The sequence below is a fragment of the Salinilacihabitans rarus genome (assembly GCF_024296665.1).
Taxonomy (GTDB): domain Archaea; phylum Halobacteriota; class Halobacteria; order Halobacteriales; family Natrialbaceae; genus Salinilacihabitans; species Salinilacihabitans rarus.
Genome location: NZ_CP100762.1, coordinates 797,302 through 822,690, shown reverse-complemented (window position 1 = coordinate 822,690; position 25,389 = coordinate 797,302). Strand labels below are relative to the sequence as shown.

The window sequence follows — 25,389 nt, the reverse complement described above, 5'->3', positions numbered from 1 at the left end:
CGTCACTCCTCGTCGAGCAGTTCGACGACGCCGCTGTCGCCGTCGACGCGGACTCGTCGTCCGGTTTCGAGTGTCTCGGTCGCTCCGGCGACGACGACCGACGGGATCCCGTACTCCCGTGCGACCAGCGACCCGTGAGTCATCTCGCCGCCGACGTCGGTCACGAGGCCCGCCGCGTTGAGAAAGAGCGGTGTCCAGCCCGGGTCGGTGTGCGGGGCAACGAGAATCTCACCCGACTCGATGGTCGCGTCGCTCGGGTCGCGGACGACGCGGGCGGTTCCTTCGGCGACCCCGCCGGCCGTCGGCGTCCCGACGAGCCGATCGGCGTCCGATTCGGCGGGTGACTCCCCACGAGGGATCTCCCCGTCGCTCGCGATGACGCGAGGGGCGCGAAGCTGCTGGTGTCGCCGGTACTCGGCCCGACGAGCGTCGAGGTCGACGTCGAGCGGCCGGTCCGGCGTCTCCAGGGCCGTCAGCAACTCGTCGAAGTCGTACAGCCAGACGTCCTCGGCGTCTTCCAGGCCGCCCTCGCGTTCCAGTTGCTCGCCGGCCGCGAGAACCTGTCGGCGCGTTTCCGCCAGGAGTTGCGAGAAGGCGTACTTGGGCGTCTCCCGCATGGAGCGGTAGCTCCGGTACCGCCGCGCGAACGGGCGGACGAGTCGCCGGCGGATCGATCCGAAGCGGCCGCGACCGGCGTTCCGTTCGAGACTGTCGATGGCCTCCCGGGCTTCGGCCTCCAGCCGCTGGACGTGGTTTCGGTGGTCGCCCCGATCGCCGGTTTCGAGGGACGCGCGGACGGTGTCCAGCAGTGGCGCGGGATCCTCGCGGTATCGCGGCCTGCTGAACTCGATCTCGGCGGGCGCCCGGAACCCGTACCCGTCGAGGAAATCCTCGAACGCGTCGACGAACGTCTCGCCGCCGTCGACCTCGCGGATCGCCTCCAGATCGCGACCGTCTTTCAGCGCCCGTTCGACCGCCGGACGGTCGCGAGCCACGTCGGTGACGTCGCCCAGTTCGAGCATCATCGCGGTGGTGACGTTCCCGCGCAGGCCCCGCTGGAGCGCCTCGAACTCCGCGTCGGCGCCGGGACAGAGCCGCTCCAACGCCGCCCTGTAAAAGTACACGTTCCAGAGCTTGAACGCCTGTTCCACGCCCTCGAGGGAGAGTTCCTCGTACGTGTCGATCAGCAGCCGGATGCGGTCGCGGCGGGTCTCCCCCTCGCGAACGTCGCGGATCGCCCGTGCTGCAGCCCGATCCGCCCACTCCCGGCTTCGCCGTGGCACCCGGTCGTACGAGCGGGTCACCAGTCCCCGAACGATCGCACCCAGTGACCGTACGACGGCGGGGAGAAGCCGGCTCGCGGTCGAGAGCGACTGTATCGGCGAGACGCCGCGGAGCAGCGAGATCTCGGCGAGGTCGTCGCCCCGGCGCTCGCGGACGTCTTCGAGCGGGCCGATCGCCTCGCGGTCGAACTCCGCGAGGGAGTCGAACAGTCGGGACGCGAGCCGATCCGAGCGGACCAGCGGCGTCACGTCCAGATACACGATCCCGCCGGCCGTCGTGGAGACCGGGCCGGTCGGCAGGTCGTAGCCGATCCTGGCCGTCGTCGTGGCGGTGACGCGCCGCCAGTAGTCGGCGACCAGCGGCGGCATCGGCTCGGTCATCCCCTGCCGGTGGTTGAAGCTGTAGTAGACGTGCAGTCCGTCGTCGTCCGGCGACGGCGACGGGATCGGAAAGAGCGTGGTGATCGGCCGCGCCTGCAGGATCCAAAACTGCCCGTCGGCGATCGACCACTCGACGTCCTGTGGCGTTTCGAACGCTCGCTCGATCGTCTCGCCGTACGAGACGAGTTCTGTCACCTGTCGGTCGGTGAGAACGCGACCGGTCTCGGTGCTGGCAGAACCGTCGGTGCGATCGCCGACGCGGTACTCGACGAGTTCGCCGCTCTCTCGATCGACACGGGCGTTGTCGGTCGCTATCGTTCCCGAGACGACCGCCTCGCCGAGTCCCGGGGCCGCTTCGACGCTGGCGGTCGTCCGCTTACCGGTCGTCGGATCGGCGGTAAACAGCACGCCGGACGCGTCGGCGTCGACCAGTCGCTGGACGACGACTGCCATCGCCACCTCGTCGTGGGGGACGTCGTTGGTCCCACGGTAGGTGACTGCCCGATCGGCGAACAGGCTGGCCATGCATTCGAGAACCGCCTCGGAAACGTCTTCGATGCCGGTCACGTCGAGTATCGTTTCGTGCTGACCGGCGAACGAGGCCGTCGGTCGGTCCTCGGCGGTCGCACTGGATCTGACGACGTACGATCGCCCGGGGTCCAGTTCGTCCGCAATCGCCCGTTCGACGCCTTCGGACAACTCCTTCGACCGAATTCGCTCCCTGATCTCCGATGCGATCTCGCGCAATTCGTCCGTCGCCGTCGGGGCTACGTCCTCGAGGTCGTCGATACGGGCGGCGATTTCCCGGTCGTCCACGAGGGTTCGATAGACCGTCGTCGTCACGCAGAATCCGTCCGGGACGGGCAGTCCTTCGTCGACGAGTTTCGCGAGGTTCGCCCCTTTACCGCCGGTTTTCGGGAGGTCGGCGGCCGCGGGCTCCGTCAACCGGAGCGTGGGTTCGTCTTTCCCCTGGACGTTCATGTGTTAGACGTGGCTCGTTAACTCCATAACTATTTCGGTCATGAGGTTCTACCCCGTGACCGAATCAATTATGAAGTTATAGCACGCACCGCTAGATATGAGCGGGTTCAGCGACGAGGAACGGGAACAGATACGGACGGAGTTGATCGAGGCCGGTCGAGAGCAGTTGCTCACCGTCGGTCCGGATCGGACCAGAGTTATCGACGTCACCGAACCGGTCGGCATCGCGAAGCCCACCTTCTACCGATTCTTCGACAGCAAGGAGGAACTCTACCTCGAAATCTACAGACAGGAGATCGAGTCGTTCACCGATCGGTTGCGTGCGGACCTAGCCGAGAGAGACGACCCCCGGGAGCAACTCGAACAGTTCTTTCACAGCCACGTCGAATTCTACGAGGAAAATCCGTACATGCAACAGGCGTTCTCGCAGAATCACCCCCGCGATGCGATCCGCGGTGTCTCCCCCGAAAAGTTAGAAGAGACGCGACAGGACCTCTTCGACGGCGGCCTTCCGTTGATCGAGGCCGTTCAAGAACGGTCGAACGGCCCGATATCGGATCTCGATCCCACGACAGTCTACCGGCTGTTGAAGCCGATAATTCTCCTGATCAGCGACCATCAGGCCTCGTCGCGTGATTACTACGAAGACGTCCGGGACGTGTCGATTTCGATGCTCGTCAGGGGGCTCGTGCTCGAAGAGTGAGACATCCGTCCCGGCCGAGTCCTCGGCGACGGGAAATCCGTTCGACGCCGAAGTTAAGTGACGAGCCTCCGTCCGCTCGGGTATGCCCATCTACACCGGCCGGGGAGACGACGGACACACCGACCTCCGGGACATGACGCGGGTCTCGAAGGCGAGCCCGCGCATCGAGGCGTACGGGACGGTCGACGAACTCAACGCGCTCGTCGGGACCGTCCGGCCGACCGGCTACGACGACGTCGACGAACGGCTGGCCACCGTCCAGAACCACCTCCACGTCGTGCAGGCCGACTTCGCCAATCCCGACCCCGACGAGGGCGACCCCGTCGTGCGCGCCGACCACGTCGAGACGGTCGAAGACTGGATCGACGAGTACGACGAGGAACTCGAACCGCTCCGGTCGTTCATCCTCCCGACGGGAAGCGAGTCCGGCGCGAAACTCCACCACGCACGGACCGTCTGCCGGCGGGCCGAGCGCCGCGCCGTCGCGCTCGCCGCCGAGGCGAACGTCAACGAACACGCGGTCACGTACCTGAACCGCCTCTCGGACGGCCTGTTCACGCTCGCGCGCGTCGTCAACCAGCGCGACGGCGAACGCGAAGACGAACCCGAGTACTGACCACTCTTTCACCTGCGAGAGTCGCATAGAGCACGGCCTCGCCCGCCGTACCGAATTACGTTCTCTGCGAAAGGACTTTATACTCTCGCGACCTATTTGTTGCGTGAAACGATCGTGAACAAGCACTTCGAAGACGCCGTCTACTACCAGAAGCGAGCCGCCGAACACGCGAAGCTGGGGGTCGAGGAGTCCCTCGCGCCGGCGGCCGCCCGGGTCCGCCGCCTGCTCGGCCGCGAACCCGAGGCCGACCCCGAGCCCAGCCGAATCGAAGGGGTCCGCGAGCGCGTTCGAACCGTCGAGCGCCGGGCCGAGGGTGGGGCCCGCGAGACGCTCGGAACCGCCCGCCGCCGGTTCGAGACGCGCCGTGCGACGGCGTGAGCCGCTCCCGTCGAAAGGAAGCTCTTAAGTCCCGCGACCGGGTACGACCGGACGCGGGTTGGTGATCTAGTCCGGTTATGATACCTCCTTCACACGGAGGAAGTCGGCGGTTCAAATCCGCCCCAACCCATACGCGGCACGTACGGATTGTATTCGGCCGTTATCTCGACTTTCAAAGGTTCTAACGGAAGAGTCGGCAATAACGGCGTAGATTTCGAGGTCGTGAACTCATTCGCTCGTTGCACGCGGAGTACCTCCGTACGGCGATCCAGTTATTGACAGTGCCCCATCACATAAAAAAGGAGGTGCTGATCTGTTCTCGACTGCCCGCGTAGCATCAGAATGTTCGCTCACACGGAGCGCCCAATTTGTCATCACCCGATCCGCTTCGACGGCAGGAAGAACGAGCATCGATACGATGCCTCCACAAAGCGAATGGTTTCTCGAAAGTGAACCACCGACACATCTACATCCTCGCATACGCACTCGTGTATTATTTATGAGCGTTAGTGAGTACGTATCTCGGTGTCGGCAGACTGCGACGGCGTCTCAGTAACACGATGATACTGCTCTCTCACCGTGACAGCTTCTGTTCCATCTCTTCGAACATTCCACGCCAGCACTCTGGAGTGTCTTCTGTCTCGTACACGCCATCGTTCGCTAGTCTCAGGAGATGAGTAGCTTTCTCCTCAGAGATGTCCTCAAGCGCTACTTCCGACACCGTCTGCTGTCGCGCCCGTTCAGTACTCATCGGACGGTCGCGTTGAATTGCCGAATAGAAGTGATACCAAAAGAGGACGTTTCGCTCCGACGGTATCGCCGGCGGATTGTTGGGTGCGAACCTATCGGGAACTAACGGCAATGCCGATACCACCGAGACAGTCTTGAGGAACGACCGTCGAAACATCGGCGTCGACAAAGAAACCATCCCTGAAAAAACTCAGTGTCGAGGCCATGTACACGGCCGTGTACGTACCCACGTACATACTCAAGTACATAGATACGTAGTCAAGTGGCACTGTAAGCCGATAGGTACGGGCAGCCCTCAGACCAAACGAACCTAGTTACGTGAACCGGAACTACCGTACGTCACAGGAGACGGTGAAGTACTGACTCAATCCGATCCATTGTCGGCGCTTCATCTCGGTCATTTCTCGCTGCCTCACAGAGATCATCGAAACACCCGGCAAGCGTGGCAACGACGCTACTGGGTAGTTCTCTCGGGTCAATTGTTGGGATGTCTTTCACGTCCCCAGGTTCAACCTTCGGTAACCCATCTACGAGTCCCCGTCGCTGCTGAGAGATTCCGATATCGCCGAAGACAAAGTTTAGATACGCCAGTAGCGCCTTCTGGCCCTGCTGAGTTATTTCAGGATCCGGATAGACTCCATAGTACCTGTTCAGATGCTTAGCGTCTGTCTCGTTGTGTATCGCGCGGAATCCTGATCGGCCTGTCGACGTCACGAGGATCGGTGCGGTATCACCGCGCTCTACTCGGTACCATGGATTCCGCCCATGTACTGTTGACCTCGTCGAGAGTGATTCGTGGCCGGTCAGGCCATACCGCAAATACTCGATAATCGGGGTTGCTGCATCCGTGGTCAGTGAGTCTTCTGTCCAGTGGGCACACCCAGTGTCGTCGTCATAGGTCGTTTCGGGGACTCCCGTTATCTGGTCAAGGTGGTAGAGCAGCCACGTTGGCCGCCCATGTCTATCGTAGTCGTCCCAGTCGTCTGAGCGGATATCATACCCATCGACGTACCGCCGGCTTGGAACGATTCGTGACAGGTACTGCGGGTCGATTCCCCAGTCATCGACTTGATCCGGAGAGAGACAGAAGAAATCGTTCTCACCGGTCTGCAACCCGCGATGGACATCCGCAATATCTGAAAGCGGCGGTAGGTCAGGCAACTCGACAGCGTTCGGATAGAACAGATTATCCCATCGCCCCTCTGGGCTCAGCTCCGACTGCTCGATACAGTTGATGACCCCCCAGTCCGTCTTTCCAGAGTTACCATCCCGAGCTGCCTCCAGTTTCGTCTGAACGCCAGGATCCCTGTCGACACGAATGAACCGTGTTACCCCGACATCCGCTTCATTATCAATCGCTTTGAGGAGCACGACCATACTGGTCGTCTGCGCCGTGTCGAATTTCGACTCGTTCTCTGGATTGTCCAAAAGAAGCGCCTTGATGTCGAATTCCCGGAGCAAGAATTGCTTGAGGGGCTCACCGAAACCCCGTGAGAGGAAGTGATGAGGCGTGAGGACGGCCGCCCGATCCCCTGTGTCGAGGAACTGTCCGAGATGGTAGTAGAAGTACGCGTACAGCGGGGACGTTTCCGGGATCTCTAATCCCGTTTGATTCTCGGCTTGCTCGTTGAGTTTGTCTTTGTACGCCGAGGGGAGCGATTCGTGACGCGTGTAGGGCGGATTACACAGGACTGCGTCCACATCTTGAGTTAAGTCCGCTGGATCCAACTCGGAGAAATCAGTTCTACGGGTCTCGTGCTGTTGCCCGGAAATCGCCTGTGCAACTCCTCCCATGAGCGCTGCAAGTGGACTGCGATCAACCCCATACACACGGGTTGGATCAGTACTGATCTCCCAATCCGGATGGAACGGTGCCGACAACTGGCCAGCACCCATCCCAGGATCAAGTACGGTGTCTTCACTGCTGATTGCCCAAGTTCGCATCAACTCTGCAAGTTCCGTCGGTGTTCGGTGCTGCCCGAGAACCCGACGATGTTCCCTGGCAACCAACGTCTCGTACAGACGTCCGATATCCGTTGCTGGCTGCGTGGAATCCAGAAGCTGAGTTCGTGCTTCTGTGACGGCGACGGTGTTAGCTTCGACACCCCAGAGGATCTCATCTAATGCACACGCAGTAAACGCCGAGTCACCGGTTTCCTCGTAAGCGATCTTGAACTGTTCGTGTGCGTTGCCTTCGAATTCCGGGAGGTCGCCGCGTCGATGGTACCATTCGTGGAGCGTGGCCTTCAACAGGAGTCCGAACACCGCTTGGTTAGCGATGATCGAAGGTGTCGCGTCGTCACTGGGAACGTATCCGTTGAGGCCACACCATGACTCGACTGCTGCTTGCATTTCGGGTGACGGGTCCGCGATTCTGGACTCAAGATCTGCAGCAGTTGTTTCTAATCGCTTGACGAGGTCGTCGGTGTAGGCCGACTCGTTCCTCAACCCAGTACTCACAGAGTCGCTTCTCGGCGGCTCTGATTGTGACTGAGCAAGTGGTGACGTGGCGGCGATACCGGTTACAGATATTTCTGGTTCCCTATCGACAGCCGCATAGGTGTGATATGTTACTCGGCGAAATCTGTCCCGTTGAATTGTCATCGGAGTGCTTCGGCTTCATGAGCCACCCCGTTTTAAAACTCAGCCCTCTAACCCCCGAATCCCCCAATTTACCCAGTTCTAAAGCGAAAATCGACGCGAAATTATGCCACATTCTCCGACGGGGCGTCTGTCCTACGCAGGGCCGCAATGAAATGTTCGGAATCGCCTGATGTAGAATCGAAATCTTCTGATATTCATCTGTCGGGTTTTTCTGGACACACCCCGTGGGGCTGTCCGAAGATACTGCTTGAGATCGGCTGTAGGCCTCAAATAATTCTGGACACCCCCCGTTCCCTATTCAGGTAATAGATATGATGGGTGTCGGATGGCTGAGAGTCACCTACTCCGGCAGGAAAATTCGCCCCATTCAACTCATTCCGGATGGACAGACAACGCACTCCTATTGGGAATCGAGCCGGGTTACTTACCGAACTGAAGGTGATGTCAAGTACAGTCAGCTATCCTGCTCAGTAGTGGTGAAGTATGTACCGTGAGTCAGCTGCCGAGTAGTCGTCGGAAGAAGCCAGGTGAGTCTGCTTCATCGGGAGTTTCGTTTGATTCTGCCGGCTGGTTGGTGACCTCACCATTTTCTGCGGGTCCATCGAGGAGTTCGTCCACTGAGTAACCAACCCATTCAGCGAAATCTTCCGGTGCTCCGATGTAGACACTCGTCCCGGATTTATCGGACATAAACCGCTTGTCCAGTCGTTTCTCGTAGTCGTAGACCTCCCAATCCTCCCGGTCGAAATCAGCGTTCATGCCATCGGGTTCTGATTCGAACTCGACACGACCACCTTGGATGTCGCGCTGCCATTTGAGCCGCCCTGTATCGTACATCTGCTCCGCTGGCTCGTTAGCAGGGAAGTACTCCGGAGGTTCTCGACCCGCCTCCTCGTAGAAGTCACAGAAGATCTGGCGGACGTCTTCCACGGTGCCATTGCCTTCGGTCCACGGCTGCTCTGCTAGCATCCGGCGAGCCACGTAGCTGAATATCGGGTTTTCCCGCTCTAACACTTCTGCGAGATCGTCTTGCGCCGCATGGAACCCAGGATCCTCTGGGTTCGAGGGGAATGACACGCCCATACTGAGAATCTTCATTCGGTTCCGGAACTCCGATTTCGGTAGTGAATCGTTGGTCGTGAAAATCAGACACGGCTGATCGACACTGGTCGGCGTCCAATCACCCCAGTAGTTTCGGATCGGGCTCCACCCCTCGATCTTGCCCTTCTCTGCGTCGATAATCGCGTACGGGAAACAGGTGTCCCACTCCCGAACTCCGCGAATCTCATCAACACCCACGTCGTCTGCATCAACTCCGGAGATGACTGTGTTGTCCGAAACCAGCCGGAGGATGTATTCGGTGAGTTTGTCTTTTCCGGCGTCGCTGTTCCCTTCGATGTACAGGTGCTGCAGGACGTTGTCGAGGGTCCGCGATGGGGACGAGAGCGCCTCGGCGTATTGGTTGGCGAACGGAGCCCAGAAGCCGTAGAGGAACGCTTCGTACATCTGGGCCATTACGGCGGTCGGTGTCTGGGTGTACCCGTGGTTTTCCACCGTCTCGACGTAGGACTCGATAGTATCGAGGCAATGGTCCAGAACCTCGGGGGTCGGCGGATCCGTAGCGACTAAGATTAGGTCCTCATCATCGCCGATGATCACCTGCTCGGCTTCAGGGACGACGGACATAGTGGGGATTTCCGTTGATTCCCGAACTTGGTTGTTGTAGGCGCTCAGCGGCGCTGTAATACTATGATCCTCGACAGTCGCACCGCGAGAACGGAGCGTAGAGCTGAACTCGTCGGCGACGTCTCTGTCCACTTTACTGGTCCCCATTCGGATTTTCTTCTCCGGCGTCCGAACCCGGGGTCGGTCTAACGTCTTGGTAAGGGCCGTTTCGTGGTCTGATTCGACGAGTCCCACATCGGGTGATTCCTCGCTGTCGCTCTCTGCTTCCGAAGGGTCGTTCGGATCTGTGTCATCGTCGTCACCCGATCCATCTGGTTTGACGACGGTCCGGTCGGCCTTTTCCGGCTCATCGACGAATGCGACTGTTTCATCCGCTTCCTCAGGGTCATCGACTGCTGCCGTTACTCGATCTGCGATCTCTTTCAGGTCCTCCGTCGCGTCTTGGTTGAGCGCGGCCGTATCGCTCACGTCTAAATCTCCTGACCCGACCCAGTACTCGATGCGGTTTTCGCGCTCTTCGGGAGTATCTGCGTCTTCGATGGCTTCGACCAGCCCGTCAAGAAGCGTTTGGCTACTGTAGCGTTCTCGGTACTCGTCGATAAACGCTGCAAACTCCTCATCAAGCTCCGTCCCGACCTCAGTGGTGATGATCGAGATCTGGTTCGTGTGGTACTCCCACGAGTTGACGGACAGGTTCGCAGACCCATGAACGAGCTTCACCGTATCGTCCGGCATGACGATACGGTACATCTTTGAGTGGACGATCTTCCGATTCTTCAGTCGAACAGTCAGCCGGTCGTCCTGCCGGAGCTGAACGAGCGACCGCGCGGTTGAGACATCGTTGACCTGATTGGCGTAGTCGTTAGCATTCCCGACCAGCACGTCGAGCGAATCGATGTCGTACTCGGTCAGCATCCGAACCATGAGTTCCGGTGTCTCAGCGTACGTTACCGCATCTACGTGGCGGGCTCCCTCGAACAGGTCGAGAAAGTCTTCGCGCTTTTTCACCATCGCTAACCGATACCCCGCCTCGCCGGACCCGTAGAACTCCGGCATATCAGCGTACTTATCGAACGAAATCTTCGCTGTTATCTCATCCATTGTCCTGACTGTGTTTACTCGATACGTGGGACGCTCGTTCTGCTCACGGTGTCTCGACAGGAGTCACGCTCCGCAGCGGCTGTCTCGAACCGCCGATCTCGCTCAATCAAGACTCTGTACCCCCGTCGAATCTCCCTCACCGAAGTCAGCGGACTCCGAATGGGTTGGTTCACGCTGGCGCTGATCGTACGCCTCACGCCAAGCATTGATGACGTCCTGACTCTCTGCCCCGTGAGATGTGTGTCGACGCCGGACTTGAATCAGCGCTGGCGTGTTCATCGCGTCACCAGAGACGACCGCTTGTCCGGGCGTCAGGCCGGGTAACTCGCGGAGTACATCTTCACCTGCCGCCTCGACAGAGTTCTTGATCGCGTCTTGGTCGTTCGGGTTCTTGATTTGCATCGAAATCTGTGTGCCACACTGCGACAGCACGTCCTGATCGATCTTTGAAGGACGTTGACTGATGATTCCCAGCCCGAATCCGAACTTGCGCCCCTCGGACGTGATCGTACGCATAATATCTAGCGAGGGGGCGTCACCCGAGGCCGGTGCGAACCGATGCCCCTCTTCGAACAGCGCGAAGATCGGGTGCTCGATCTGGGAGTCGCGGTCTCGGACGGCATCGAGACGTTCCCGGTACATCCGTCGCAGGAGCACGGTCGTGATGAGTTGCTGGTTCCACCGATCCAGCGTATCCATCTGCAGGACGGTACACTGGCCAGGGTCCACGATTTCGTCCAGTGGGACGTTGTCTTCAGGGTGGAATAGATCGTTCCGCTCTATCGAGCGGCGGAGCCGCCACTCTAGTGCACCGACACTCGCGTCATCGTCGTCGTATATTCGGTGCATCTCAGCGATGAGTTCATCGACGCCCCACGTCCGACTCTCCTGTCGCTGCATCGCGCGCCATGCCGTCGACAGTCGCTCTTGCATTCGGTTACTCGGATTGTCCAAGACGGCCATAACATCGCCAATGTCCAGTTCCGAAATGCGTACGCGAAGCCGCTCGGGGTCGTAGTAGACGACCTCTGGTTCGTATCCGTCCTCGCCCTGGAACGCTTCGTCACCCTGCATTTCTGCGAGAGTATCATACTCTCCGTGCGGGTCGAATACGAGCAGGGATGCACGGGAGCTCGGACGCATCATCTCCTCAATCAACACGGACGCTGTGTACGATTTCCCGCTGCCCGTGGATGCGAGAATCGCCAGGTGCGTCGAGGCGAATTCCTTGATCGGAACGTGGATGTTCGTCGCTTCGGGCGACCGATTCAATAGCCAGCCGAGGTACGCAGTTCCGTCCAGCTCGGTCACGTCTGCCCTGTCCGTCTCACACCCGAGGTTCGGAAGAACGGTTTCGAGCTGCTGATCAGGTGCAATCGACAAGGGCGTTCCCGGAGACGGGAGCTGTCGCGGATTGGCGAACGTGGTCATGTCGGTGTCGTAGTACCCGATGACCGTCGCCCTGAGTCGGTACAGTTCGGTGTCGTCGGTCTGCACGCCGAGCGTTGCTGCGACGGTATCTGGACCGACTTCCGGGTCTGCGAGGAAGCCGTCCGGGAGTCCGCGAATCAATTCGCGGTTCGTCACGCGGGCGAACACCGACCGGTTCTCCCCGTCGACGGAAACCGTGTAGGTGATGAATTCCCCCGTTTTGATGGATTTGTCCGCCGGGGTGACGAAGACAAACTCGTTCGGATCCTCTCCAGGTCCGGCGACGGTGCCGACGACCGATTGCTTCCGGGGCATCAGACCACCCCCCGGCGCTCGTGGGCCTGCCACTCGATGTTCTGTTCCACCACGTCCAGCACTCGCTGGTTCGGGTCATCCTCGGGGAGCATCCCCCGGAGCCGGTCGATGAGGGCGACGATGACTTCCGCACCAAGGTCACCCGCGATATCGACGAGTCGGTCAAGGTAGGCCAGTTGGATTTGCTCGTCGACGGTGTGGAAGGAGACTGTCACCTCGTCCGGGCACTGGTAGACGGTGTCGTCGACCTCTAAGGTCCACCGCGGCATCCGGTGGGTTGGATCCGTGATTGTTCGGTCGTCGGTGATGACGGCTGTCCCGAGTAACGCTACGCCTGCGAGGGTCGTTCGCTCCTCGATGTATCCCGGCGTGAACTGGGCTTGGTCGTCTTGGGCTAGCCGCGGACCAGTGCGGCCTTGGTCAGGATCAACGAGTTTCGTGTCATAGATTACGCCCATGACCGCGTGTTCCGTGCCATCGATGACTTTCTTGATGAACACGGGTTGCCCGAACTCGCGCTCGTGGAGCTCTGGCGGCCGGTCACAGTCACGCTCTTTGAAAATCTCGACGACGTAGTCGAGATGGCTGTTCGAGGAAACGATGCTCCCAATCCGGACACACGAATCGAGATCCGGGCTGTCCGAGTCTGTCGCTGATTCTGTCATAGGGTCACCTCCGTAGTGCTGCGTGGTGGTCGAGCGAGCGGTGCGTCAGTCGTCTTGATGGTGATCTCGTTTGTCATCGGCGGCGGAGTTCCTTGCTCAGTGCTTTGGCGTTCCATTCCAACGGGACGTCGTTCGATTCGGCCCAGCGCTGTACGACTCGGTGGAACTGCTGGCGGTCCTGGTGATCCAGCACCGCATCGCTGTCCACCTGCTGGAGAATTTCCGGGTAACCGCGCCCGATACCGGCCTCTGCGCGGACGATCTCGACGGTGTACTCGTACATCGACTCGTACTCGGCCGGGCCGTCGCTTCGACACAGCCACCCAGGGAACTCGATACGGTCAAGCCCAGCGCCTGGCGGCACATTCAGGTATGAGAACAGGATGTCGTCGCGGAACTCGTACGACTCACCCTCGTAGGTTGCCTGTAAGGCGTCGATACTCCCGTCGCGTTTCGAGATGAACGGGAGTGTCGTGTCTCCCCAGGGGCTCATCAACTCTGTCAGCACGTGCGCGTCTGGGATGACGCGATCATCTTCGAACTCCTCACGCCAGAGGAGGCGCGTCATCTTCACCAGTTCCGTTGCGCTCGACCCAGCAACGTACCCCACCAGCGGGATTTCGTGATGTTGACTCGCGGCAATCACTCGACTCAGCGTCGAGAGGTATCGATCCCGGGTTTCAGGCTTTAATGGATTCGCAAACGACGCGATCAACGGCCCGTCGTAGAACACGACTGGCGTGTGTTCGATATCGCCCGCATCTCGGGCAGCGGCCAGATCCGACAACTTCTCGATCAGGAGCTGTCCCTCGTGTTCGTAGCGATGATGGCCGACGAGTTGTGAGTCGACGAACCGATAGTCGCCGTCGTCCGATTCCTGCGTCACTTCGTCAGGGGTGAGCAACCGACCCTCGACACCTCGGTCGAGCCGCCCTTCTGCGTGGTGGTGATTCACCGCCCACGCCGACTGTACGTACGCGAGAGGAACGTTGAATTGCGTCGTCGGCGGTAACTGGGATCCGTCGACGGCCATCACGGGGATGTCGCGGACGATGCTCCGTGCCCACTCGTTGACCTCCTCGTGATTCTCCCACTCGTCACTCTCGTCGTGCGGGACGATGATGCTGGTCGCGTCATCGAACGCGTCTGTCGGGTGCGCGCCCGGATACGACACGTCCTGTAAGGCCGCCCGTATCTCCCCGCTCGTCCACTCGTCAGGGAGGCGCTGGAACGCGTCCTGGTAGCGTTCGACGATTCCAGAGTCGTCTTCCAGGTACGCTTCTATCGTCTCGACGTTGGCCTCTAACTCAGTGGCGACCCCGCGTTTGTCAATCGGCATTAATTCACCGTCACCTCCGACGTCTGCCGGTCTTTCGTCACCGAGATGGTGTAGTCCGTCATCGAATCGAACGTCTCGTCGTGACTGATGACGGTGAGCTGCTCGAAACTATCCAGTTGCTTCAGCTGCGAGACCAGGTTTCGTTTCTTCTCCCGGTCGAGGTTCGCCGTCGGTTCGTCCAGGAACGCGACACCGACGGATGCGAGTTGTTCGAGGATGGCGAGCCGCACTGCGAGCGCGGCTGCCATCTTCTCACCGCCGCTCAGCGTCGAGAACGATTTCGTCACGTCCGCGTCGTGAACGACGATCTCGTAGTCACTCGTCCACTCAAGCGTCTCGGCAGACGCACCGCGGATCGTCCGGAACAACTCGTTGGCCCGCGCCCCAATCCGGTCGGTGATGATTTCTCGCATCTTCGGCCCGGCCTCCCGAACGTTCTCCCGGACCCAGTCCGCGAACTGCTGATCAGCTTTCAACTCCTTCAACTGTTGGAGCGTCTCCTGCCGCTCCTCTAACTTCGCCTCCAGACGCTCGATCTCCCCGCGTGCCTCGCGGAGGCTCTCTTTCTTCTCACCCAGGGATCCTTTCGCCCGCTGTATCTCGCCTTTGAGGTCATCGATGTCCGACTCAAGCGTCTGAAGCCGCTCCTCGTCGAACGCTGCTCTCGTCTCTTCGAGTTCGGCTTCCGTCTCGTCGAGAGCCTCTTTGAGCTCGGCCAGTTCCGCTTCCGTCTCGTCAACGGCCTGTTGCCGCTCCTCTACCTGAGACGCCTGTTGCTTGTGCTCGATGTACGTCTGATGCGCCGACTCGGTCTCCTCCAGTGTCTCTTTGACCTCAGACAGTTTCTCGTCCAGCCCTTCGTATTCCGCCAACTCGTCGTTGATGTCCTCCAACTGCGAGTTGGCAGCCTCAAGCTCTGCGCGTTTCTCCTCTAATTCGTCAGGGACGTCCGCGTGCTCCTGCACTCGGAACTCCGCAGTCTCGTATTCGTCATGCGCTTCCTGCAGTTCCTCTCGCTCTGCTTCGAGCTCTGGCAGTTCCGCCAGTTCCTCTTCGAGGCCCTCTAGCGTCTCCTTCGTCTCCGACTTCTCTGACTGGAGGTCCTCGATCTCTGCTTCCAACGACTCGATCTTCTCACGGTGGACCGGGAGCTTGTCGGCGCGTCGCTTGACGTCTCGCGCTTCCTCCCGACGGTCACGCAGATCGGAGAGTTCCTCGCTGAACTCCGCACGTTCTGTGGCGATGGCTTCGATCCGTTCTTCGCGCTGGTCGATTGCGTCCGACCGGTGTTCTTCCTTCAGTGGCCGGTCACACGTTGGACACGGCGCATCCACATCCGTATCTCGTAACCGTTCCAACTGCTCTTCGAGTCGTTCCCGTTCGTTCTGCAGTTGCTGTCGACGCGCCTTCCGCTGGTTAATCTCGTCGTCGAGTTCTTCCGGATGCGTCGTCGCCTCCCACTCTTCCTCGATGGCCTCGACTTTCGCTTCGAGCGACTCGACCTCCGCTTGCTTCTCGGCGATGTCTCCAGCGAACTCGTCGATTTGGTCCTGCAGTTCCTCGACCTCGTCCTCACGTTGCTGTAGCGAGTTGATTTTCTCGTCGAGTTCCTCGTACCGCTGTTTCTCGTCCTCGCGCTCCTCCAGCGTGTCCTGCGCCGATTGCAGCGTCTCTAAGTCGTCTTCGAGCTGGTTCACCTCGAATTCGACCGACGAGACCTCTTGTTTCTGTTCGGCTTTCTGCTCAGCAAGCGCGTCTCGTTCGCTCTCTCGTTCCTCTAGCTCGTCCAGCCGCTCGCTCGCTTCCTCGTGCCGCTGATACCCCTCACGGTTCTCCTCACACTTTTCCTGTGCTTTCTGAGCGGCGCGAAGCTCCTGCTCAGCAGTTTCCAGCTCTCCCTCGGTCGCCTCGATCTCTTGCTCCTGTGACCGGACTTCCTGTTCGAGGTTTTCGATTTCGTCCTGGACGGCCTCTAACTCTTCGTGCTCCGCTTCTTTCTCAGCCAGCTCGTCGGTCTTCCGATCAATCTCGGCTTCGATTGATTCGACCTCATCAGCCAGCGATTCCGCTTTCGCCCGCTCGTCTGGCAGGTCCTGCACCGTACTCGTGAGCCCTGCTATCTCCTCACGGAGCTTCTGCTCCTCCCGTTCAATCGCGTCCGGAATGTCCTTGAGACGATTCCAGGACTCTTCGTACGCGTCGAGGTTCAGCAGCGCATCGAACGTCGCTTTCCGACTGGCGGGTCGCTGCGCGAAGTCAGAGAGGAACCGCGTCTGCGGAACGCCGATACACGACTCCCACAGGCTCTGCAGTTCGTCTTTGTCTTCAACGCCAAACTGGGCGCACAACCACTTGACGAGCTGGGATTTGGAATCGATGTCCTGGTCAATCCACTCGTCGTTCTCGGAATCGTAGCGGTGAACACCGTAGCTCGAACGCCCTGCCGAGCGCGTCACACGGAAGCGTTTCCGGCCTTCCGAGGTCTCTTGTTCAAAGGTAACCTCGACAGTTCCGGAACTCGCACCCTCGCGCACGAAGTCCTTGTTGTTGAACGGCAGCGAATCGAACAGCGCGAAGCCAATCGCTTCCTGAATCGTCGATTTCCCTGCGCCGTTCTCACCGAGAATCGCCGTCACACCACCCTCAATCGGCACGACTGTCCGTCCCTCGTACGACTTGATATCCTCTAACGCAACCTCGGTGATTTTCATTGTTGCATCACCTCCGCCTCATCGTCAGCTTCTCCACTCGCTCCACCATCACCCGATTCCTCGCCGTCAGTATCCGTGTCCGAGAACGGATCCTCATCGATGTCGAGCACAACATCGTCAGCTAACTCCGGGAACAAGTCTCGCCGTGCGGAACTCACAGAATCACGGATGTCTTCGATGGCCTCTTCGGCCTGCGCCATCTGGTGTGCGTTCCCTAGGACCTCGGCGACATCTTCGGCCTGCTTGTCGTAGATGGATTCCTTCGCTATCGTCTCGAACACGCGGTGTTCCAGCGCCGCCGTGTTCAACCGGCCATCCTGAAAGACCTCGTCCTCGTCGATCTCCGAGATCAGTTGCTGGACGTCCGCCGTCCGGATCCCAGTGTTCACCTGCACGTACAGGGCACTGCATTCCTCTTTTGCCCACTCCGCGAGTTCGTCCGTCCGGAAGTCCCCGCGACTGAATTGTAACGTTCCGCTGAACCGCAGGTCGATGATCGGCGCTCTGGGGTCACCCTGCGCCGTGAACTCCTCTTTCCGACAGTACTCATCAATCCGCGATTGCTCCCCGCGGACGTGGTCCTGGAACCCGGCTTCGAGTTCGCTTGGTGAGTCGTACTCCGTGACATCGAACTCAACCCGGCAGTACGGTCGCCGTTTGGTCGGGTGGTGGTCCACCTCGTACTCGACTGCGGTCTCGGCCTCGTCTTCGGTGGTTGTCAACGCGACCGAATGGTAGCCGTGCTCCCAGTCGTGGTGGCCCTCGCGCGTGTTGTGGGCTTCTGGGGATCCGGGGTTGTAGATCCACCCAGCAGCGTCGTACCGCTTGTGAATGTGCCCGAGTGCGAGGTAATCGACGTGCTCTTTCACGTCGCGGAGTTCGGCGTGGGTCACCGTCCCGCCTAACGTCGGGACCTCGTCCTCCATGCCGAAGTGTGCCAGTAGCACGGTCGCCGCCGGTTCGCCGTGCTCGGCGTTCGTCGCTTGAATCCCGTGTGCCACCTGTTGCAACGCTTGCCCTGTTCGTGCGCCTCGCCACTGGAGCCCGAACACGCGAACTGGACCGTCGAACTCCGCGACCTCGATGTCGTAGAACCCGGCGTGATCACCGGGATCCTCCGGGTTGTACGGTTCGAAGCGGGCAGTCTCCGAGTCTGCCTCCAGATCCGCCTTCAGAAACACGATGTGGCCGCGCCGGTGGAGGTAATTGAGCCACGTCACCTCGCGCGGGGTTAGGTTCTCGTCGTGGTTCCCTCGGGACACCAGTACCGGCACGTCGTCCGGTACTCGGCTGAGCTCTTGTTCGACCTGGTCGAGGACTTTCGGGCGGAGATCCCGGGAGTGAAACAGGTCCCCGGGAAGTAGGATGGCGTCCGTGTCGCGCTCGCCGACCATCTCTTGCAGTGCCGCGCGTGTCGTTGACACCATGTCGTCTTCTCGTTGTTTCAACCCGTACTGTCGGTGGCCGAGGTGCGTATCCGCGATGTGAGTCAGCGTTAACATGGTGGCTTCCACATACAGTCCATCTAACCAATAGGTTTTAATAGTTTTGCTCAACTTGGATAGTTTGAGGCGTTGGAACTGATGGACCCAGGTAACGACGACGAAGACAAGAAAAACCGCTTCCGAGAAGCCTTCGAACGCGGGCAACAGGGGCGCGTCGGGAGCTACGAAGTCTGGTTGTCCGATCACGAGTTCCAACCAGAGCAAGCTAGCTACGAACGACTCACAGAATACTTCCAAAATCACCCTGAGAAAGCGGTCAATCACGACGACGCGCTAGACGAGATCGGTGAGTACGCGGGCTTTGTAACCCGGCAACAGGACGTCTACCACACTCCTGTAATCGGACCGTCCGGGATCGGGAAGACCCAGTTACTCCACACGGTCGTCTCGTTTCTCACGGAACTTTCCGCAGACATCGATACGAAGCTCATCGACGCGACGGCTCTCGGAAAGAAGGCCGACGACGGATTCTTCCTCGATGAGTTCGCTCACGATCTGACCGAGCTCGAAACCCCAATCGTCTGCATCGATGATTGCGGGCTAGACAAACGAATCGAAACCTCACTCGACGAACTTCGAGGAGCCGTAGACAGCGGCCTGTTCGTAACGACTTGGACGCCCGAACGGTGGGCCGTCAACCGAGGGCGTGTGCAAGATGCGCTCCCGCCCTCGAACGAGATCCACCTCGATGCGTTCCCCCGCAAAGACACCGACGAGACGCTGCGAATCATCTTCGAGGTGCTCTCCGAGAACGAATTTACACTCCCCTCGGAAACCGTGGACCGTATCCACGAGCTAAGTGAGGGGATCCCGCGATTGATTCACACCCTGGCCTTGGAGTCGCTTCAAGAGGCGTTTCGGAAAGAACTGGAGCCAGGAGACGTCGCAGCCACGAACTCGGCTGCCGACCGACTCCACTTGGTCGATGCGAGCGCTCGCGTCCAGGACCTCTCGGAGTCGAAGCTCACGGTGTTGAAACAGATCCTCCAGCTGCCAAATGATCGAGGTGTCCAACCGGGCACGTTGGTCGAGGAACTCCACCGCGACAAATCGACCATCTCTTATCACCTCCGGGAACTCAGCGACGGAGGCTTTGTCGAACGCGACCGAGAGGGTCGGCGCGCGTTCTATCGTGTGACCGAGACGCTGGAACCGTTCATCCAACGACGAATCAACCAGGAGGCCGAGTTCGATGGCTAGCTACAAGATTGTGCCACTACGCGACGAGAGCATCGACACGGAAGCAATCGAAGCCGGAATCGAGGCCACCTCGGCATTCAACTCGGACGCCGACCTTCGCAGCGGAATGCTTCCACAGACGTTCAAGGTGGGCGCAGACGGGATCTGCTGGGCGGAATACGGTCGTGAGACGTACACCGACCTGACCACGCTCGAAGGCACCGAACAAACGAAACGCGCCGACCGGTACGCGGTCCTCTTCCTCCAGAACGGGTACGTGGCCATCGCAAAGGCAACCAAGGAGGTCGAACAGGAGATTCTCACGACACTCGCTGCGGTTCTCGATGAGGACGTAAAATTCGAGACCGTGGAGTTCGACGAGGAGGATCTTCGGACAGTCATCGAGGAATCCAGCCGCGTCCAGCGTGTCGACGTCAGTCCGAGCAAACGCGAACGACCGGACCACGTGTCGGCACAAGACCGGGGCGACCTGCGGGAGACGGACTGGTGGGAGCAGTATTTCGGGGACACGTTCGAACAGGTTCGTGTCGACCTTCCGAACCGGAACATCGAAGTTGAAGTCGGGTTCGACGACACCGGTCGCATCACGCTCTACGGCCGCGAAATCGAGATGGCGATCCAGGCAGAGGCGATGCGATACCTGACCGACGAGATCATCGACCCGTACAGGAGCCCGTCTGACTTCCAGGGTACCCTCGGAGGGTACAAATGACCGGTCAGCACCCGACCAAGCTGGCCTCGCGCGCGACCGTGAGTGGTCACCCAACGATGGTCTCCTGGTCGCGGGGGAAACCCCGACTGTACCTCGCTGACACTGACGGCCCAATCGACCTCGCCGGACTCGTCGGAGAAGAGATTCGCATCGACGTCCAGCCCGGATTCCGTTGCCAGCACTGCGGTGACCGAGCTGACGCCTCTCCGTGTGAGGAGTGCCAGTCGAAGCCACCGTTCCAACAGTGCGTCTACACGCCCGGAACAGCCTGTACGTATCAGGACTGCCCGTTCCCATCGTTTAAACGACGGTCGTGTGCGCACAACTTCGTCGTGTACCTCGTCGCCAAAGACAGCGTGAAAGCCGGCATCACGCAAGCAGATCGTGCCGCGAGTCGCTGGGCGGAACAGGGCGCGACGCACGGCATGATCGTCGCACGAACACCGAACCGCCGCGTCGCCGGCACCGTTGAGGACGCGTTGGAAGCCGTCGTGTCCACAGCATCGACGAAGGAGTGGTACGACCCGCTGGACGAGCCGAAACACGCGCTTACGGAAGCCGTCGAGTCGTGCCGCGATGTCCTCACAGGGCCGCTGGAACCGTTCTCGACGCTCCCCAGTGACGAGACCGCTCTCGAAGACCGAATTGTTCGAATCCCCGCTCACTTCGCCGGGGACGATGCGACCGTCAGCACCCTCCCAGGACTCACCGTGGACGAAGGACTACAGTCAGAGGTGCTCGGTGTCCGGGGTCAGATCCTAGCGACCAAGGACGCTGTTGTGAACTTCGACCAGCTGCAAGGGAAACAGGTCACGGTCGAAGCGCCTGCAGAATGTCTCCCAGCAACGGAGGCCGCACAATGAAACCAGTCAACCTCGACGAGAACTCACTCAACGACGTACCGGTCGGAGACACCTACGCTGTCCGCTTCACCCTCGACACAGTCTTCGAGAACGAAGGTCAGTACCCACGCCGCAACCTGAAATTCACAGACGGCGGCGGCGACGACCGGACCATCACGATGTGGAAGAACTCCGCACCAGCGGAGATCTACGACGAAGACTACGACAGAGGAGCCACGTACCTCATCACCGCTGTCGAGTACGATATCGACGAAGGCAACGACGGGACGAAATACCAGAACCTCACCGTCCAGAGCGATGCTAAACTCCTCGAACTGGAGGGTCCCCCGACCACCGAGGAAGCCCTTGAAGACGGGCTCGCCGAAACCCCCGATACGTCCGCGGACAGCGGCTACCACGGCCTCACGACGTTCCGTGCCACAGATAATCTGCCGGACTACGACGTCTACGAGTACGAACTTGTTCCGAAGCGAGGATACCGGCCCTCAGGGCAGAACACGCTCCGCGCGACGTACAAAGCACGCCGCAAAGTCCGGCAGCAACTCGATGTAACACCGGTCGTCGTCGGCAGCGCGTTCAAGCTCGTGTCCCTGGTGAAACTCGCGCACGAACGCGTGGACCTGCCTCGCTTCGAGATCAACGAGGTCGGCACTCGACCGGTCGTCTACGCGGACGCGGATGACCGGGAGATCCTCGGCGAAATGCTCGGTGAAGTCCTCAAGGACGCGAAACGCGACCAGTACGATATCCACGGCATCGACAAGATCCTGGAGATCGACCCGGTCATCGAGAAGGAAGGGTTCCGCCTCCACGAGCGGTACAACCTCACCGTCGAGGTACTCCCCTCGCGTGCCGCCTACCTGCACGTCGATTACCGCCACCGGATCCTCTCCGACCGGACGCTCGACCAGCTCGACGACGACGAGATTCACCCGGGACTCCGGGTGACACCCTCCTACCGAGACAGGGGGTTGTACGTCATCGGCGTCGGCCCAGAAACCGTCACCGACAAGCTCCACATCGAGGGCAACAAGAGCCTCGTCCAGTATCACCGCGAAGAGCCCTGGGTCGATCCAGCGAAAGTCAACGATATCGAGAACGCAGACCGAGAAGTCATCTGGACGGTCCGTCAGCGCGGCGATGGAACCGAGATGGCGTTCCCACCGGAACTCCTCGCACTCCAAGGGCACCCTGAGAACCTCTCTCGATTCGCACCGGACTTCGCAGAAAAACAGCGGCTCAATACACGCCTGTCCGCACAGCAGTGCATCTCGAACGCAGAGAGCTTCGTCGAACAGCTCGGCCCACTCCAGTTCGACGGGCACACCATCGAGTTCGAACCTGACCCGCTGCTCGGCGATGAGAACATCTCCGTTCAAGGGCTCTTCGACCCGGAAGCAGACGTGCTCCAGTTCAGTAACGGGCAGACCGGGACACACCCGAGCGACGTTACCCGCCTCGGCGTGTACGAAGCACCGGATCCCTTCCGCGTGTGCCATATCCGGATGGAAAAACGGGACGACCGGATCCAACGGGGCTGGTCTACGCTCAAAAGCAAGCTCGAACAGATCGGGGCCCCGCCAGACGACGTCGAAGAGGTCACCTTCGACGCGACGATGTCGGCCGACCAGCTCGGCATGGAGATCGCCGCTGAAATCCCGGACGATCACGACTACGACGCCGTGTTCTGCACGCTCCCGCCGAAGAACACCGGGTACTTCGACACGGTTGAACCGGGACGTGTGTACGACGAGGTGAAGAAGGTCCTCGCCACGAAAGACCTCAATAGCCAGTTCGCCCACGAAGCGACGCTCGACGAGCCCTTCACGATCATCAACATCGCCCTCGGACTGGTCGCGGCTGCCGGCGGAATCCCGTTCACTATCGAGCGTGCGTTGCCTGGTGACTCCGAACTCCACCTCGGTATCGACGTCACCCACCAGTACGACGAATCAGCCGACGGGAACCACATCCATCTCGCTGCCGCAACCACCGCGATCCACGCTGACGGGGCCGTCCTTGGGTACACCTCCTCCCGACCGCAGTCCGGGGAGAAGATTCCGCCGAAGGAACTCAAAGAGATCGTCAAACAGGCCGTGATGGGGTTCCGAACCCGGTACGACCGGTACCCGAACCACATCACGATCCACCGGGACGGGTTCGCCAACGAAGACCTCAGCGACGTCGAGACATTCCTCACCGAACTCGATGTCGCGTACGACGTCGTCGAAATCCGAAAGCAGGCCCCAGCCCGCGTCCTGAAATACAGCGGCGCGCACTTCGACACGCCACAGAAAGCGACCGCAGCCATCTACGAGGACCTTCCCAAAGCCATCGTCGCCACCTTCGGTGAGCCCGAAACCCTCGCTAGCAGAGAAGGCACCGGCCTTCCCCAACCTATCACCGTCGAACGCGTCCAAGGCGAGACACCCATCGAGACGTTAGCTGCACAAACGTACCTCCTGTCACAAGCGCACATCGGCGCATCGAACGCCACCGCGCGTCTCCCCATCACGACGATGTACGCCGATCTGGCAAGCGCCGCTGCCGCTCGCAAACACCTCCCACCGACGAACAAACTCCGCGACAAAATCGGGTTCATCTAACCGACACCCATGACAGGCGATACTGACTGGACCACGGACGGCGATACACCCTTGGAGTTACTGTCACTCCCCGCAGCGACGCTCGACGGCGTGTCACAGCCCGCAGTCCGGGACGCCGTCCGGTACTTCAGTCCGGGACTCATCACGATCCCGGGGCCCCGAACTCCGACTGCAGAGGCCACCGCCCGTGATGCGGCCCGGGATATCCCCGTTTTGCACCCACAACTCGGTCGTGGCGAAACCCGCGTCCACCACTACCGGTACTCCCCCGATGCCGGTGTTCACGAAGCCCCCGACGCCGCTCCACCATCCGAGACGATAGACATCCTCGCCATCCAAACCGGGGATGTCCTCCCTCGCCTCCAGACCCAACTGGAAGCAGGTGAGCGGCAGACAGGCTCCGGGGCGGCGACTTTCTTGTTCGTCCCCGAACTCACTGTCGAGTGGGATACAACGACCCTCTCGACAACCCTGCCGCACGCCGAGCAGTTGGCGGCGATCAGCGCCACCCTGCCCGAACCAGTCACGGTCCTCGCCGGCGGGCAACCAGCAGAGTACTACCACGAATGGGAGCTGCCACACAACCACTCCTCAGTCCACGTCCCGATGTCCGGACTCGGTGCCACAGACCACGGCGGTGCGATGTTCGCACAGTACACTTGTACGGCCCGCGGGTCCATCGCAGCAGAAGCCGTCGACGCCGACCAGTTCGGCCTCAGAGCGTTGAACGGCGTCGGCCAATCCACTGCCCAGCGACTCCGCACACAGGGCTGTCAAACAACGACCGACGTCCAGAACCTCGCACTCAGTACCCTCACCGACCTGCCCGGAATCGGGCAGACAACGGCGGAAAAGATACACGCTCACGCCGACGTCATCGACACCGGCGAACCAATCGTCCTCACGAACAAGACACCAGTCAAGACCCGCGACGACCGCCCACCGCTCTGCCTCGACATCGAAACCGACGGCCTGTCACCCACCATTATCTGGCAGTTGGGCGTCTACGACCCGGCAACCGACACCTACCAAGCGTTCATCGAGAAGCAACACCCGAAGGATCCAAAACCAGTCCTCGAAGCGTTCATAACGTGGTTCATTGCCAACCACCAGGACAGGACGGTGCTCACATGGAACGGGTACAAGTTTGACTATCCGCACATCTCCCAGTTCCTTGAACAGCACCTCCCCGAGTACGTCGATGCATGGGAGGACGTCTGGACCTACGACCTGTACAAATGGGCCGTCCGCGACGGGAACGCCCTCCTCCCCGGTCGAACGAACAAACTCGACCATGTCGCTCGCGCGCTCGGCTACGACTCTGCCGGAACCGGACTGACCGGTGCGCAAACCGCAGCCGCATACCAGGAATTCATGCGGAACCCCGACTCCCCGGCAGCCGAACTGGACTGGGACCGTCACAGGGCCTACTGTGAAGACGACTGCCGAGCGCTCTGGCACGTCTACCAAGCCATCACGAACGCCACACGCCGCGACATGACCGACAGCGGCACCGGCGGCGCAACCGGCCAGCAAGCCGGCCTCACCGACTTCTAACA

17 protein-coding genes and 1 tRNA gene are annotated in these 25,389 nt (G+C 60.3%); 9 read left to right on the top strand and 9 right to left on the bottom strand.

The genetic code is table 11. The annotated features are described in order from the left end of the window. Positions 1-2 precede the first annotated feature (2 nt). Entirely contained in the window at positions 3-2,645 is a 2,643-nt protein-coding gene (locus tag NKG98_RS04370; RefSeq protein ID WP_254768445.1) for a PEP/pyruvate-binding domain-containing protein, read from the bottom strand. A 97-nt stretch (positions 2,646-2,742) separates the two neighbouring features. Here NKG98_RS04370 and NKG98_RS04365 point away from each other — a divergent pair, with 97 nt between their 5' ends. The 4 genes from NKG98_RS04365 (at position 2,743) to NKG98_RS04350 (ending at position 4,472) form a co-directional block, all read left to right on the top strand. Next, a complete protein-coding gene (locus tag NKG98_RS04365; protein WP_254768444.1) occupies positions 2,743-3,348 on the top strand; it encodes a TetR/AcrR family transcriptional regulator in 606 nt (201 codons plus the stop codon). Positions 3,349-3,430: 82 nt separating this feature from the next. Beyond that, on the top strand, positions 3,431-3,964 hold the full coding sequence (locus NKG98_RS04360) for a cob(I)yrinic acid a,c-diamide adenosyltransferase (protein ID WP_254768443.1): 534 nt from the start codon (positions 3,431-3,433) through the stop codon (positions 3,962-3,964). 99 nt (positions 3,965-4,063) lie between these two features. Continuing rightward, positions 4,064-4,342, top strand: a complete 279-nt coding sequence (locus NKG98_RS04355) for a DUF7553 family protein (RefSeq protein ID WP_254768442.1) — start codon at positions 4,064-4,066, stop codon at positions 4,340-4,342. A 55-nt stretch (positions 4,343-4,397) separates the two neighbouring features. Further along, positions 4,398-4,472: transfer RNA gene (locus tag NKG98_RS04350), tRNA-Val, on the top strand. A gap of 444 nt (positions 4,473-4,916) precedes the next feature. Here NKG98_RS04350 and NKG98_RS04345 read toward each other — a convergent pair. From NKG98_RS04345 to NKG98_RS04310, 8 genes are all read right to left on the bottom strand, one after another. Beyond that, positions 4,917-5,093: a hypothetical protein gene (locus NKG98_RS04345; protein ID WP_254768441.1), complete on the bottom strand. Its 177-nt coding sequence runs from the start codon at positions 5,091-5,093 to the stop codon at positions 4,917-4,919. A gap of 338 nt (positions 5,094-5,431) precedes the next feature. Then, positions 5,432-7,696, bottom strand: a complete 2,265-nt coding sequence (locus tag NKG98_RS04340) for an N-6 DNA methylase (protein ID WP_254768440.1) — start codon at positions 7,694-7,696, stop codon at positions 5,432-5,434. A gap of 495 nt (positions 7,697-8,191) precedes the next feature. Continuing rightward, on the bottom strand, positions 8,192-10,483 hold the full coding sequence (locus NKG98_RS04335) for a phospholipase D-like domain-containing protein (protein WP_254768439.1): 2,292 nt from the start codon (positions 10,481-10,483) through the stop codon (positions 8,192-8,194). A gap of 102 nt (positions 10,484-10,585) precedes the next feature. Continuing rightward, positions 10,586-12,229 carry an ATP-binding protein gene (locus NKG98_RS04330; protein WP_254768438.1) on the bottom strand — a complete coding sequence of 548 codons (1,644 nt, stop codon included), beginning with the start codon at positions 12,227-12,229 and terminating at the stop codon, positions 10,586-10,588. Beyond that, a complete protein-coding gene (locus NKG98_RS04325; RefSeq protein WP_144858415.1) occupies positions 12,229-12,894 on the bottom strand; it encodes a DUF8166 family protein in 666 nt (221 codons plus the stop codon). The genes NKG98_RS04330 and NKG98_RS04325 overlap by 1 nt, the downstream gene beginning before the upstream one ends. 73 nt (positions 12,895-12,967) lie before the next feature. Next, positions 12,968-14,233, bottom strand: coding sequence for a DNA double-strand break repair nuclease NurA (locus NKG98_RS04320; protein WP_254768437.1), 1,266 nt, complete (start codon positions 14,231-14,233; stop codon positions 12,968-12,970). After that, the gene (locus NKG98_RS04315) at positions 14,233-16,944 is read right to left on the bottom strand and encodes an AAA family ATPase (RefSeq protein ID WP_254768436.1); all 2,712 of its coding nucleotides are present in this window, start codon (positions 16,942-16,944) and stop codon (positions 14,233-14,235) included. The genes NKG98_RS04320 and NKG98_RS04315 overlap by 1 nt, the downstream gene beginning before the upstream one ends. Further along, positions 16,941-18,458: a metallophosphoesterase family protein gene (locus NKG98_RS04310; protein WP_254768435.1), complete on the bottom strand. Its 1,518-nt coding sequence runs from the start codon at positions 18,456-18,458 to the stop codon at positions 16,941-16,943. The genes NKG98_RS04315 and NKG98_RS04310 overlap by 4 nt, the downstream gene beginning before the upstream one ends. 60 nt (positions 18,459-18,518) lie before the next feature. Here NKG98_RS04310 and NKG98_RS04305 point away from each other — a divergent pair, with 60 nt between their 5' ends. Genes NKG98_RS04305 through NKG98_RS04285 form a run of 5 tightly spaced genes read left to right on the top strand, consistent with a single transcriptional unit; the run spans position 18,519 to position 25,387 of the window. Beyond that, entirely contained in the window at positions 18,519-19,649 is a 1,131-nt protein-coding gene (locus NKG98_RS04305; RefSeq protein WP_425504383.1) for an ArsR/SmtB family transcription factor, read from the top strand. Then, on the top strand, positions 19,642-20,361 hold the full coding sequence (locus NKG98_RS04300) for a hypothetical protein (RefSeq protein WP_254768434.1): 720 nt from the start codon (positions 19,642-19,644) through the stop codon (positions 20,359-20,361). Before NKG98_RS04305 ends, NKG98_RS04300 begins: the two co-directional genes overlap by 8 nt. Positions 20,362-20,417: 56 nt before the next feature. After that, positions 20,418-21,224, top strand: a complete 807-nt coding sequence (locus NKG98_RS04295) for a DUF2797 domain-containing protein (RefSeq protein WP_254768433.1) — start codon at positions 20,418-20,420, stop codon at positions 21,222-21,224. Further along, entirely contained in the window at positions 21,221-23,830 is a 2,610-nt protein-coding gene (locus NKG98_RS04290) for a Piwi domain-containing protein (RefSeq protein WP_254768432.1), read from the top strand. The genes NKG98_RS04295 and NKG98_RS04290 overlap by 4 nt, the downstream gene beginning before the upstream one ends. 9 nt (positions 23,831-23,839) lie before the next feature. Then, entirely contained in the window at positions 23,840-25,387 is a 1,548-nt protein-coding gene (locus tag NKG98_RS04285) for a ribonuclease H-like domain-containing protein (RefSeq protein ID WP_254768431.1), read from the top strand. The last annotated feature ends 2 nt before the right edge of the window (positions 25,388-25,389 follow it).

Excerpts from the sequence above, each read along its gene's own strand:
- NKG98_RS04370 (WP_254768445.1), bottom strand. The coding sequence starts at position 2,645 with ATGAACGTCCAGGGGAAAGACGAACCCACGCTCCGGTTGACGGAGCCC.
- NKG98_RS04365 (WP_254768444.1), top strand. The coding sequence starts at position 2,743 with ATGAGCGGGTTCAGCGACGAGGAACGGGAACAGATACGGACGGAGTTG.
- NKG98_RS04360 (WP_254768443.1), top strand. The coding sequence starts at position 3,431 with ATGCCCATCTACACCGGCCGGGGAGACGACGGACACACCGACCTCCGG.
- NKG98_RS04345 (WP_254768441.1), bottom strand. The coding sequence starts at position 5,093 with ATGAGTACTGAACGGGCGCGACAGCAGACGGTGTCGGAAGTAGCGCTT.
- NKG98_RS04340 (WP_254768440.1), bottom strand. The coding sequence starts at position 7,696 with ATGACAATTCAACGGGACAGATTTCGCCGAGTAACATATCACACCTAT.
- NKG98_RS04335 (WP_254768439.1), bottom strand. The coding sequence starts at position 10,483 with ATGGATGAGATAACAGCGAAGATTTCGTTCGATAAGTACGCTGATATG.
- NKG98_RS04330 (WP_254768438.1), bottom strand. The coding sequence starts at position 12,229 with ATGCCCCGGAAGCAATCGGTCGTCGGCACCGTCGCCGGACCTGGAGAG.
- NKG98_RS04325 (WP_144858415.1), bottom strand. The coding sequence starts at position 12,894 with ATGACAGAATCAGCGACAGACTCGGACAGCCCGGATCTCGATTCGTGT.
- NKG98_RS04320 (WP_254768437.1), bottom strand. The coding sequence starts at position 14,233 with ATGCCGATTGACAAACGCGGGGTCGCCACTGAGTTAGAGGCCAACGTC.
- NKG98_RS04315 (WP_254768436.1), bottom strand. The coding sequence starts at position 16,944 with ATGAAAATCACCGAGGTTGCGTTAGAGGATATCAAGTCGTACGAGGGA.
- NKG98_RS04300 (WP_254768434.1), top strand. The coding sequence starts at position 19,642 with ATGGCTAGCTACAAGATTGTGCCACTACGCGACGAGAGCATCGACACG.
- NKG98_RS04295 (WP_254768433.1), top strand. The coding sequence starts at position 20,418 with ATGGTCTCCTGGTCGCGGGGGAAACCCCGACTGTACCTCGCTGACACT.
- NKG98_RS04290 (WP_254768432.1), top strand. The coding sequence starts at position 21,221 with ATGAAACCAGTCAACCTCGACGAGAACTCACTCAACGACGTACCGGTC.
- NKG98_RS04285 (WP_254768431.1), top strand. The coding sequence starts at position 23,840 with ATGACAGGCGATACTGACTGGACCACGGACGGCGATACACCCTTGGAG.